This window comes from Kushneria konosiri (assembly GCF_002155145.1).
Taxonomy (GTDB): domain Bacteria; phylum Pseudomonadota; class Gammaproteobacteria; order Pseudomonadales; family Halomonadaceae; genus Kushneria; species Kushneria konosiri.
In genome coordinates, this window is record NZ_CP021323.1 from 2,438,781 (window position 1) to 2,450,455 (window position 11,675).

Sequence of the window (11,675 nt, forward strand, 5' to 3'; positions counted from 1 at the left end):
ATTGAAAAGCGATCCATCATGAAAGGGCGTCAGCGTCCGTGCAAAAAACGAAGAAATGCCCGCGCCCTCTGGCGGTGTCATCCGGGCGCTGGCTGGACTATCAGTGTAGCGGGTTTTTGCGGGCCGGCCCGATGGGCTTCGGGAGTGCCCTGACAGGCGTTTTGCTATCTGGCCGAAAAAGCGGGCGCTCCCTTGACCACGATATCGACATCTTCCGGCAGCATCAGGCGTGCCCGGACCAGTTGTTCGCCAGCCTGTCTTACCGCCTCGCGATAGGCCTTTTCACTGGCATGGCGAGCGCCGATGGGGGCTCTGGAGTCGTTATCGTCAGGTGATGACGGGAAGGGCAGGTAGCTGCCATCAAGACTGCATAGATCGCCTTCGCCAAAACCTTTCGCACGCAGATTCCAGCCCCAGTAGGTGCCCAGCGGCGCTGCCACGTAAGGAAGGCGTACGCCGCCCTCTGGAACGCCGTCGGCATCGACGCGAGGGACACGCACGGGATAGGCCTCACCCATGGTAGGCGGCTGGGTATCGTGATGCATGACGTGCAGCGTGTTGACAACCGGTGAGGGTATCGTGCCCTCGATACGCGGCAGCTTCAGGGTGTCCGGGGCAACCAGCGTGTTGGCCTTGAGTCCCGGGTAGGCACTCGCTGGTGGTTCGGTACCCTCACTGACCCAGGCCTGCATGTCGCGAGCCAGTGCGCGCATGACAGGTGCCGGGCTCAGCGGATTGGTCGGGTACTGGCACATGGCCTTTTGCGCCGACGCCGTCCCCCAGGCATTCAGGTGGGGCAGGCCGGCCAGAAAATACAGCCGAACATTGTCAGGCATCTTTAGCGGTTCGCCATCAGGCATGGAAGATACCAGCGATGCCCGGCCCTGCCAGAACTCGGTGGACGTGTCGCTGTGCATGAGCCTGGGGCAGGTATTCGAGGCCGTGCAGGCCGCCAGGATGCTGTCGGTCCGACCGGTCAATGGGTCCGTGGACGAGGCATAGGTAAAGGGGAACTGATCGCCCGGATAGTCGTGATCCTCGTGCTGACGAGAAAAGCGTCCAGGCTGAGCGAACAGGGCATTGGTAAACGTTTTTCGCGAGCCCGCGATATGGACCATGGCGCCATCAAACACGCGCTTGCCATTTTCATCGGCATTAAAGCCCTGATGGATTAAATCGCGCATAAACCGGCCAGACTGCGAAATGTCAAGCCCGATGGTGTGATCGATGTCATGCGTGGGTGGGGAGACGTCATGACCGGGGCTGCCGCGCAGAAACGACACCAGGTCACTGGTGGCCACGAACGCAAGGCCGGACGGCAGCGCGTCCCTTGCCGGGTAGACAAACTCGTAAATGGCGCCGGCATCAAGGCCTTCAGGGCGTGTGATTTCGATGGTCTTCTCATCGATATAGCGAAATGACAGCCCCTTCGGGGTTTCTCGGGGAGCCAGCGGCGTTTCACGAACCGTCAGGGTCGCGGCGCCAGGGTCGATACTGGCGGCTGGATAACTCAGCGTCTTGCGTTGTACGCGATCGGTATTGTCGAAGATGAATTCATCACGCGAGGAACCGGTGACGCCGTCGAGCACGGGCAGGGTCATGGTCAGCAGGTCATCGCTCAGGCCGGTCTGCCAGCCGCCCCAGACCATCGTATGGCCCTGATGCATCTCAAAGCCGTCACCGGGGTCATCCACGCTGAACCGGTCACTGATGGGGGCTCGGTTCAACAGTGCAAAACTCAGGTTGCGGCCGCGATTGGGGATTTCATAAAACAGCGTTCCCGACCCCTTGCCGGTAGGTTTTAAAATGACGACCTCGGTGCTGAACTCGACCTCTCCTTCATTGTTGATTGGGGCTCTGTCGATTCCTGCGATGTCAGCGACGTGGTCAGCATCAGGATCGACGGCAAAATGCGCCACGCCCTCGATTTTCTGATAGCTGCCGGCGTCGCTGAAGCGATGGCCCTCATATATGGGCGTGGTAGAGACCACATCGAAGCCGGTGACTCTGGCCTGTGTCGGAGAAGCCAAAAAGAGCAGGGACGCGGCGATGGTTCCAAGGGGCAGGTAGGCAGGACGTTTTATCATAAGGGCTCTGGACATCAAGGGGGCGGGGTATGGTGCTTCGATAGCGCCCAAGTATTTGTCATCGCTGGGAAGCGCACCATCCCCCTTTGGGCGAGCCCGGGCAGGTCGGGCTCTGTCAAACGCTCATAAGTCTTTTGAGCCATCGTTGCGAAGCATTGACCTGTCTTGTGCTGGATCAGGGGCCGGAAGAGGCGCCGGTACAACGTGCTCGCTATCCTCTCGCTGGCGTGGGTAACAGGCGAGATACACCACCTGATTGCGCCCCTTGAGCTTTGCCTGATACATCGCTTCGTCGGCACATTTCAGTAGATGTGTGCCGTCACGGCCGTGAATGTCGGGCGTCATGTACCTGATGCTTGAGACGCCAACGCTGATGGTCACGCAGGCGCCCTTGCCCAGTGCCTCATGGGACAGTTTCAGGCCCTCGATGGTGGTACACAGTCGCCTGGCCAGTTGCCGTGCATCCGAGGCATCCGTACCGGGAAGCACGATCGCAAATTCTTCTCCACCATAGCGCACCAGCAGATCGGAAGATCGGGTAATCACTCCCTGGGCGGCTGCGGCCACCTGCTGAAGGCAGCAATCTCCCTCTGCGTGACCGTATCGATCGTTGAAGTGCTTGAAATGATCCACATCGAACATGATCAACGACAGTGGTAATGACCGGCGAGACCACTCACGTTCAAGCGCAGCATCCAGCATCCGCCGGTTGGCAAGACCTGTCAGGGGGTCGGTATTGCTGAGCGTTTTCAGGTACCGGTTGCTCCGTGTCAGCTCTCCCTCTGCATGATCGATCTGCTGGCGGAAGATATACAGCACGATGCCTGAAAGCGTCAGCGCCCCTCCCACGCTGAAACCATACATGACATCGATCCAGGGAGACGGTAACGGTGTGATCACGGCGTCTGAGGTAAACAGAAAGCGCGTGATTAAATACAGCACGCCAAGCGAGGCCATGATGGCGGTGTAGACAGGTATGCCGGGGCGTTTGTAGAGAAAGGCCAGTATGGCGGCAAGAGAAAAATAAAAGAGGTTGACCCCGGCATCGGTGCCGATAAAGCAGGTCACGATAAACAAATGACAGCAGCCGTTAACCAGTAACACCGTGCTTGCCGTGTTGTACCACTTTTTATGATTGAGCGGCAGCACCGACAAATAGACCGCCATGAACATCAGATTGGCAAAAAAAACGCCTCGATAAGCTGCGAAGTCATAAAGATAATAAAACAGTTGATAGGGTACGGTCGCAACAGTTCCAAAAAGTCCCAATTGATTGCACAGGGCAATCCGGCGGCATACCCCGTGTGGATTACCAGCAGTACCCGGTAACCATAATTTTTTGATTGTCTCGAACATCAGCTCACCTTGAGCAGAGCAGGGACTTTTCTTGTCGGTATCGACCTGAAAGGCTTATTGTCTTTCTGAGCGCGTGATAGCGCCCTGATCAGCCTCCTCCATTGCGCTCTGATCTCCAGCAGCCGCACCTGGCCTGATGGTTTCATTATGGAACGAATCAGGAAGTTGCGAGAGAGCTCTTTGGTTCATTGAACCGAGGATTCAGGGAATGGATCTGACGCTTCAGAATATGGCGCTTGTCAGGTCACTCCATGGAGAACACATTGCTGGATATCGGCCTGACCGGGATTTTTCTTTCGGCCTTTTTATCGGCCACGCTGCTGCCGATGGGCTCGGAGGTCGTTCTGGCTTCGCTTTTGCTACAAGGCGGGTCGCCCGTGATGCTGGTTGTCGTGGCCACGCTCGGTAACGTGCTCGGCTCGCTGGTCAATTACGCCATGGGCTACTGGGCCAACCAGGGCTGGCTCAAGCGTCAGAAGCCGGACGTCATGGTCCGCGCCGAGCAGCGTTTTCGTCGCTATGGACGCTGGTCATTACTGCTGGCCTGGGTGCCGATCATCGGCGATCCGCTCACGCTGATCGCCGGTATCCTGCGGGTCAACCTGCTCTGGTTTGTGGGACTTGTTACCCTGGGCAAGGCGCTGCGCTATATCGTGCTGAGCCTGATGGTTCTGTAGGGTCGGACACGCCCTTCAGAGGCATTGTCCGACGGATGATCACGGCTCTAGAGCGTCCGATCGCGGGTTTCACGCACGCTCAGCATGGCCAGAAGGCTCAGGGTTGCCATGCCGACAATGTAATAGCCCACCCATGAGAGCCCCCCCTGACCGACCAGCCACTGGGCAGCGTAAGGGGCCAGCGACGCGCCGAGAATACCGGCCAGACTATAGGCGATGCCGGCGCCCGAGTAGCGCACACGGGTCGGTAGAAGCTCCGGTAAAAGCGCGCCCATGGGCGCATAGATCCAGCCCATCGCGGTCAGACCGAGGCACAGAAATACCAGCGTCAGCGGGATTGAGGCACTGCTGATCAACGGCGCCAGCATCAGCCCGACGGCAATGGTAAAGAGCAGTCCGCTGATGATCACCGGTTTGCGCCCGAAGCGGTCACACGCCAGCGCCGACAGCGGCGTGGCCCCGGCCATGAAGATAATGGCAAAGCACAGCATGCCCAAAAAGGTGCCGCGATCGACGCCCTGGGTCTGGGTGGCGTAGTTCAGCGTAAACACGGTGGTGATATAAAAGATCGCGTAGCAGGCCACCATGGCCAGCGTGCCCTGTAAAAGCGGCGTGCGGTGGTTGCGCAGCAGCTCGATCAGGGGGGCGCGACCGGGCGGCTTTTGCTGCTCGCGGCTAAAGACCTCGGACTCCACCAGGGTGGTGCGTACATAGAGCCCGATCACCACCAGCACCGCGCTCAACAAAAACGGAATGCGCCAGCCCCAGGCCATGAAGGCTTCATCGCTCATCGACAGCAAAATGACCAGAAAGACACCATTGGCGAGCAGAAAGCCCAACGACGGCCCCAGTTGCGGGAACATGCCAAAAAAGGCCCGTCGCCCGCGCGGGGCATTTTCGGTCGCCAGAAGCGCTGCACCACCCCATTCCCCGCCAATGCCGAGCCCCTGACACAGGCGAAACACGCACAAAAGAATCGGCGCGGCAATGCCGATGCTTTGATAGCCCGGCAACAGCCCGATGCCCACCGTGGCGCCGCCCATCAGTACCAGACTGGCCACCAGCGTTGACTTGCGACCGACACGATCGCCGAAGTGACCAAAGAGGAACGAGCCCACCGGACGGGCCACGAATGCCAGCCCAAAGCTCATGAAGGCGGCCAGCACCTGCATCTGCGAGGATTCGCCCGGAAAGAAGGTCGGGCCGATCACCAGTGCTGCGGCGGTGGCAAAGATATAAAAGTCATAAAACTCGATGGTGGTGCCCGCAAGGCTTGCGATCATCACGCGTCGTGGCGTGTTGGCCGGCACGACGGGCGATGTGGCCTCGCCGGCCGCGGGTGAAACGGTATCGGTGGTCATGCGGTCATGCTCCCGGGGTGGCAGTCGGTCTTCTCCAAAGGCTCTCCGGCTCGAGAAGAGGGTCAAAATGCCCCGGGATAACGGGGAAAGGGGCGCGGCATGGTCATCGCGTTCGGGTGCCAAACACAAAAGCCCCGATGAGGGGCAGGCCGGACGTTACGCTTTCGGGTCGAAAGGGGGCAGTATTTTAATGATCCTTTTTAAAGATAGCCCTGATACTTTTGTTGGATGTCGCGTGGCTGCCCGGCCTCTGACCGGGCGTTCCAGCGTCAGACATCATGGCCGGTCCAGGGGCGGTCCTGCTCTTCTCTTTGCTGCTGGAATATCCGATCCAGCACGGCCAGCTCGGCGTGTGGGAGGACCAGGTTGGCGGCGTCCAGATTCTCTTCAAGGTGTGAAAGCGTCGAGGTGCCCGGTATCAGCAGGATGTTGGGCGAGCGCTGCAACAGCCAGGCCAGCGCCACCTGCATCGGTGTGGCCTCGATGCGCGCGGCAACCTCATCCAGCACGTCTGACTGAAGCGGTGTAAAGCCCCCCAGCGGAAAGAAGGGTACGTAGGGAATGTTCTGGCCGGCCAGTTCATCAATCAGCGCGTCATCCTGGCGCTGGGCCAGGTTGTACTGGTTCTGCACGCAGGCCACGTCACCGCTCTTTTGTGCCTCGCGCACCTGAGTGGCGGTAACGTTGCTCAGTCCCAGATGACGAATCAGACCGCGCTCCTTCAATTCAAGCAGCGTTGTCCAGGGGCCCTCCAGCGACCCTTCTGCCGGACCGTGCGCATCGATCATGCTGCGAAGGTTCACCACATCCAGCACTTCGAGCCCGAGGTTACGCAGATTGTCTTCCACGGCGCGAGTCAGTTCTTCAGGAGAGAGCGCCGGTAGCCAGGCGCCTTTATCATCGCGTCGGGCGCTGACCTTGGTCACGATACGCAGCGGGTCCGGATAAGGATGCAGCGCCTCGCGAATCAGCTGATTGGTGACGTGCGGGCCGTAGAAATCGGACGTGTCGAGATGATCGACGCCGGATTCGATGGCGGCCTGAAGCACTCGGCGCGCCATGGCCGGGTCTCTGGGCGGGCCAAAGACCCCGGGCCCTGCCAGCTGCATGGCGCCATAGCCCATGCGACAGACCTGCCACTCGCCCAGCGTATAGCGTCCAGCCCCTTCAATGGTGATCATGATGACTCTCTCCATGGTGTGCGACCAGGCTGCTTCTGGCAGCAGTATCAATACAGCGCCTGCCGTATCGATGACTGAATTGAGCATAGCTTCCAGCGCGGTAATCGCCATGAAGGCAGGCTCTGACGGCGATAGGGGACGAGCATTCGCGGTCTTTTCATTAACACGCTATCTTTTCCCGAGACGCTGGGTGCCAGGCACCCCCATGCATGCCAAAGGGACATGACCCATGAGTGATCAGGAATACACGCCGCCGAAAGTCTGGGAACCAAAGGAAAGCGGTGGCAAGTTTGCCAGCATTAATCGTCCGGTCGCCGGGCCCACGCATGACAAGGCACTGTCGGTTGGCAAGCACCCGTTTCAGCTCTATTCGCTGGCCACGCCCAACGGTGTGAAGGCCTCCATCATGCTCGAGGAGCTGCTGGCGTTGGGTCACGAGGGCGCCGAGTACGATGCGTGGCTGGTCGAGATCGGCGAAGGGGATCAGTTCGGCAGCGGCTTTGTCGAACTCAACCCGAATTCCAAGATTCCGGCCCTGGCCGATCACACCACCGAGCCGCCTACGCGAGTGTTCGAGTCCGGCTCGATTTTATTGTATCTGGCCGAGAAGTTTGGCGAGCTGCTGCCGAGTGAGCACGTCGCACGTACAGAGACCATGAACTGGCTGTTCTGGCAGATGGGCAGCGCGCCCTTTTTGGGTGGCGGTTTCGGGCACTTCTATGCCTACGCGCCGGTGAAGCTCGAATATCCGATCGACCGCTACACCATGGAAGCCAAGCGCCAGCTTGATGTACTCAACCGTCATCTGGCCGACAACGCTTACATGGCCGGCAGCGAGTACACCATCGCCGACATTGCGATCTGGGCCTGGTATGGTCAGCTGGTGCTGGGCCGTTTGTATGACGCGGCGGAATTTCTGCAGGTGGAAAGCTATGAGCACGTGATGCGCTGGGCGAAAGAGATCGACGCTCGCCCGGCCGTACAGCGTGGTCGCATGGTCAATCGCACCTTCGGTGAGCCGGAAACCCAGCTCCACGAACGCCATGATGCCAGCGATTTTGACACCAAAACGCAGGACAAGATCGGTCAGAACTGATCTTCACTGGGGTCAGAAAGTGGAAAGCCCGGCCTTGTGCCGGGCTTTTTGATGTCTGTCACGGTTGATGACGTTACTGCGGCAACGATGGCGTCGAAAGCCGGGTACTGAAGTGATCGATCAATGCCCGGAGTCTGGAGGTGAGATAGCGGTTTGACGGCCAGAGCATATGAAAGGTGCCACTGCGTCCTGTCTGGTCCGGCAGGACGCGCTCGAGCCTTCCCGTCATGAGCGCATCGTGAATGGCGAAATCGGGCAGGCAGGCAATGCCGTGGCCGTCGAGTGCAAACTGAAGGTTGGCATCCAGACTGTTGCAGACCATGGTGACCGGCAGCTGGCTCATGGGCAGGGCCTCTTCCAGAGGCCAGGGCTCGAGTCGCCCGGTGCTGGCATAGCGATAGTGCAGGCAGCGATGCCGGGTCAGTGCCTCGATGTCTGCCGGATAGCCATGACGGTGGAAGTAGTCGGGTGACCCTGCCAGCGAGAGATGAAAGGACCCCAGGCGTCGCGAGGCCAGTCGTGAATCGGTCGGGCAGGCTGCGCGGACCACGGCATCAAATTTCTCATCGATAATGTCGACCACCCGGTCGTTGAAGTCCAGATCAAGGGTGATCTCCGGATAAAGGCGCGTGAAATCGCTGAGAATCGGCAACATGAGGGCACGCGCATTGGGAAGGCTCAGGCGCAGGTGGCCTTCGGGCCTGTGCTGATGGGCCGTCAGTTCGTGCTGAAGCGAGGCGACGTCATCAAGAATGTGTCGACTGCGGGTCAGGAAGTACCGACCTTCCTCGGTGAGTGTCATGCTGCGCGTACTGCGATACAGCAGCTGCACCCCCAGTTGGGCTTCCAGCCTTGAAATACTCTTGCCTACGGCGGAGGCGGAAATTCCCAGTTGACGCGCTGCCTGCGTAAAGCTCAGTGATTCGGCAACGTGAAGGAAAATGTTCATGCTGTGAAGGCCGTGCATTGAAGGTGTCCGAAGTCAGAAGGATTATGGACAGAAATGTCTCATGTGTTCGGAATCATGGCCATATTGTCTGTCTCAGGCGACGTCTGTAGGGTTTCCGGCTCTTTATGGCTGGAGGTTAACATTATGATAAAAGGAATGTTTTTGAATGCCGCGGGCCCTTGTCGCCTTTATGGATCATTGCGACCAGGGGAGCGCCAGGCGTGACTCCACCGGGACGTTCACTCTTTTTTATCGCTCTGGGGCTTTTTGGACTTTATGTCGTTGAATTTGGTGTGGTGGGTGTTTTGCCCACCATTACCGAGCGCTATGGGGTATCGATCGCTCATGCCGGCTGGCTGGTAGGGTTTTTCGCCTTGATCGTGGCGGTGGTCGGGCCTCTTATGGTGCTGTGGCTGAGCCGCTTTGATCGTCGCAAGGTGCTGGTGATCGCGCTGTTGGGGTTTGGCCTGTGCAGTCTGCTTTCAGCATGGGCTACCAGCTTCAGCATGTTGATGGCGCTGAGGGTGCCCTCGGCGCTGCTGCATCCAGTGTTCTTTTCGGCCGCCTTTGCAGCGGCGGTAGCGCTTTATCCACCCGAACAGGCCACGCAGGCCACGGCCAGGGCACTGGTGGGCACCAGTATGGGGCTGGTCATTGGGGTGCCGCTGACCACCTGGATTGAAGCCACCCTCTCTTATGAAGCGTCATTTTACTTCTGCGCGCTGGTCAATCTGATCGCGGCCATTGGCCTCTGGCTCATGTTGCCGGCCCAGCCCAGCGGGGGGAATGCACAGCCGGGAAGCGTGTTGAGCGTGCTGCGCAAACCGGTGGTCTGGTACTCGATTGGCGCAACGGTGGCCATCTTCGGTTCAATGTTTTCCGTTTATAGCTACGCCGCCGAATATCTTGGTCGTATCACCGGTTTCTCGAGCCAGACCATCAGTCTTTTGCTGTTTGTCTTCGGTATTGGTGGCGTGGCCGGCAATCTGCTCGCGGGCCGCCTGCTGGGGCGATGGCAGGCGATGACGGTACTCGGATATCCGCTGACCCTTGCACTGGCGTATCTGTTGCTGCTGATGCTGGGATCAGCCGACATGGGGGCAATGCTGCCCATCTGTCTGTTGTGGGGGGCTGCGCATACCAGCGGGCTTGTTGTCTGTCAGATATGGCTGGGCTCGGCAGCCACAGAAGCACCGGAATTTGCCACCAGCCTTTTCGTTTCCTCGGCCAACCTGGGGACGGTGTGCGCCTCCTCTATCAGTGGCTGGTTCATTGCCACCTGGGGCATGCCGGGCACGCTGATCAGTGGCTGGATATTTGCCGCTTTGGGCGTGGCTTTCATACTGCTGCGTATCGTGACAGGCCTTGTGTACGATAGACAGCGCATGCAGGCATGCTCGTGAGCGAAGGCGTCGTGAGGCGGGTATCGCCTCGCCGATTCGGGCTGCGTATGCTGTGGTGACATGGGAAAGTCTTGCGCAGACAAGTGCCAGGGACAGGAGCAGACGTGATGGTAGAAGGCAGTCCAAATGGCGGCGTGCTGGATGTAATCGTGGTCGGCGGCGGCGCGACCGGCCTCGCCTGTGCGCGAGTGCTGGCCAAAAGCAGCAAAAAGGTCGCGCTTCTGGAGCGCGAGTCACGGGTTGGCGGCAATATCAGCACTCGGTGCGACGGTGACTGGCAGACCGAAATCGGCCCCAATACGTTGATCATGAAGCCGCCGCTCTATCGCCTGTGCAAGGAGATGAATCTGCTCAACGAGGCGCAGTCGGCAGGGCCGATGGCGCAGAAGCGGTTTGTGGCGATGGACGGTGCACCGGTTGCGCTGCCGACCCATCCACTGCGCGCGCTCAATAATGCCCTGATCGGCCGTGAGGGCTGGTCGCAGATCGTACGCGAACCCTTCGTCAAAAAAAGCCGTGATGCGGAGGAGAGTCTGGCCGGCTTTGTTGAACGGCGTCTGGGGCGACGGGTGCTGGAGCGCATGGTCGATCCTTTTGTGTCGGGCGTTTACGCCGGAGACCCGCACCGGCTCTCGGCGCAGGCTGCCATGCCGCGGCTGGTCGCGATCGAGCAGGAATACGGCTCGCTGATTCGCGGCGGCCTGACAAGGCTCTGGCAGTCACGCCGAGCCACGCCTGAAATGCCCGCCGAGTGGCGCGGCAAGCTGGTGAGCTTCCCTGGCGGGCTTGAGCGACTGGCCGAGCGGCTGGGCGAAGAGATCGAGTCCCATGGCGGCGAGATCGCCTGTCAGTGTGAGGTCAGCACCCTCAAAAAACTGGACGACGGCTGGGAAGTGACTGACCGCACGGGCCACGTTCGGCGTGCCCGCGAGCTGGTGCTGGCCGTGTCGGCGCCGGTGGCGATCAAACTGCTGGCACCGCTGGATGAGGCACTGACGGCACCGCTGTCAGAGATCACCTATCCGCCGGTCAATGCTGTGGCGCTGGGCTTTCGGCGCGAAGACGTCACGCATGCCCTGGACGGCTTCGGTGTGCTGATCCCGAGCGTTGAAAGACGTCGCACGCTGGGGGCGCTTTTTTCCTCGACGATTTTCGAGGGGCGCGCACCCAACGGACACTGCCTGATCAATGCCTTCATTGGCGGGCGTCGCCAGCCCGACACGGCCGAGGGCAGCGATGCCGAGCAGGTCCAGCAGGTGCTCTATGATCTGCGTGATCTGCTCGGCATTCGCGGTGACCCGGTATGGCAGCAGGTTAACCGCTGGCCGCAGGCCATTCCGCAGTACGAGCTGGGCCATCTGGAGCGCATTGCAAGACTGGACCGCGCACTTGAACAGCATAACGGGCTCTCGCTGGTCGGTAACTGGCGTGACGGTATCGCGGTGGGGGACTGTCTGGAAAACGGTCGACTGCTTGGTGAGCGGTTGGCGGCTCATTGCACAGCTCCCTGATATTATTTTGATCGGTGCTGTGCCAACCAGGGGGTGGATGAAAAGGGGAGAGAT

The 11,675-nt window shown here is 59.7% G+C and carries 9 protein-coding genes; 4 read left to right on the forward strand and 5 right to left on the reverse strand.

Annotation, left to right across the window (positions count from 1 at the left end; genetic code table 11):
• Window positions 1-164: 164 nt before the first annotated feature.
• Window positions 165-2,087 (reverse strand): alpha/beta hydrolase domain-containing protein, encoded by a 1,923-nt coding sequence (locus B9G99_RS11285; RefSeq protein ID WP_086622245.1) that lies wholly within the window; start codon window positions 2,085-2,087, stop codon window positions 165-167.
• Between the two features lie 123 nt (window positions 2,088-2,210).
• Window positions 2,211-3,443, reverse strand: coding sequence for a GGDEF domain-containing protein (locus B9G99_RS11290; protein ID WP_086622246.1), 1,233 nt, complete (start codon window positions 3,441-3,443; stop codon window positions 2,211-2,213).
• A 251-nt stretch (window positions 3,444-3,694) separates the two neighbouring features.
• Between B9G99_RS11290 and B9G99_RS11295 the strand changes: the two genes are divergently transcribed.
• Complete coding sequence (locus tag B9G99_RS11295; RefSeq protein WP_086622247.1) at window positions 3,695-4,120, forward strand: YqaA family protein; 426 nt, start codon at window positions 3,695-3,697, stop codon at window positions 4,118-4,120.
• A 47-nt stretch (window positions 4,121-4,167) separates the two neighbouring features.
• On the opposite strand, the gene B9G99_RS11300 is transcribed toward B9G99_RS11295, so the two are convergent.
• Together B9G99_RS11300 and B9G99_RS11305 are read right to left on the reverse strand one after the other, a co-directional pair.
• A complete protein-coding gene (locus B9G99_RS11300) occupies window positions 4,168-5,481 on the reverse strand; it encodes an MFS transporter (RefSeq protein ID WP_086622248.1) in 1,314 nt (437 codons plus the stop codon).
• 269 nt (window positions 5,482-5,750) lie between these two features.
• Complete coding sequence (locus tag B9G99_RS11305) at window positions 5,751-6,773, reverse strand: aldo/keto reductase family oxidoreductase (protein ID WP_269466779.1); 1,023 nt, start codon at window positions 6,771-6,773, stop codon at window positions 5,751-5,753.
• 118 nt (window positions 6,774-6,891) lie between these two features.
• On the opposite strand from B9G99_RS11305, the gene yghU reads away from it, so the two are divergent.
• Window positions 6,892-7,758, forward strand: coding sequence for a glutathione-dependent disulfide-bond oxidoreductase (gene yghU / locus B9G99_RS11310; RefSeq protein WP_086622249.1), 867 nt, complete (start codon window positions 6,892-6,894; stop codon window positions 7,756-7,758).
• Between the two features lie 73 nt (window positions 7,759-7,831).
• Here the strand turns inward: yghU and B9G99_RS11315 are convergent, their stop codons facing one another.
• Entirely contained in the window at window positions 7,832-8,707 is an 876-nt protein-coding gene (locus tag B9G99_RS11315; RefSeq protein ID WP_236946579.1) for a LysR family transcriptional regulator, read from the reverse strand.
• Between the two features lie 221 nt (window positions 8,708-8,928).
• Between B9G99_RS11315 and B9G99_RS11320 the strand changes: the two genes are divergently transcribed.
• Both B9G99_RS11320 and hemG read left to right on the forward strand, forming a co-directional pair.
• A complete protein-coding gene (locus tag B9G99_RS11320) occupies window positions 8,929-10,110 on the forward strand; it encodes an MFS transporter (RefSeq protein ID WP_086622251.1) in 1,182 nt (393 codons plus the stop codon).
• A gap of 107 nt (window positions 10,111-10,217) precedes the next feature.
• Window positions 10,218-11,621, forward strand: a complete 1,404-nt coding sequence (gene hemG, locus B9G99_RS11325) for a protoporphyrinogen oxidase (RefSeq protein WP_086622252.1) — start codon at window positions 10,218-10,220, stop codon at window positions 11,619-11,621.
• Window positions 11,622-11,675 lie beyond the last annotated feature (54 nt).

Bases quoted from the DNA above. Each gene is read 5' to 3' on its own strand.
- B9G99_RS11290 (WP_086622246.1), bottom strand. From the start codon at position 3,443: ATGTTCGAGACAATCAAAAAATTATGGTTACCGGGTACTGCTGGTAAT.
- hemG (WP_086622252.1), top strand. From the start codon at position 10,218: ATGGTAGAAGGCAGTCCAAATGGCGGCGTGCTGGATGTAATCGTGGTC.
- B9G99_RS11315 (WP_236946579.1), bottom strand. From the start codon at position 8,707: ATGAACATTTTCCTTCACGTTGCCGAATCACTGAGCTTTACGCAGGCA.
- B9G99_RS11305 (WP_269466779.1), bottom strand. From the start codon at position 6,773: ATGGCGATTACCGCGCTGGAAGCTATGCTCAATTCAGTCATCGATACG.
- B9G99_RS11300 (WP_086622248.1), bottom strand. From the start codon at position 5,481: ATGACCACCGATACCGTTTCACCCGCGGCCGGCGAGGCCACATCGCCC.
- yghU (WP_086622249.1), top strand. From the start codon at position 6,892: ATGAGTGATCAGGAATACACGCCGCCGAAAGTCTGGGAACCAAAGGAA.
- B9G99_RS11285 (WP_086622245.1), bottom strand. From the start codon at position 2,087: ATGATAAAACGTCCTGCCTACCTGCCCCTTGGAACCATCGCCGCGTCC.
- B9G99_RS11295 (WP_086622247.1), top strand. From the start codon at position 3,695: ATGGAGAACACATTGCTGGATATCGGCCTGACCGGGATTTTTCTTTCG.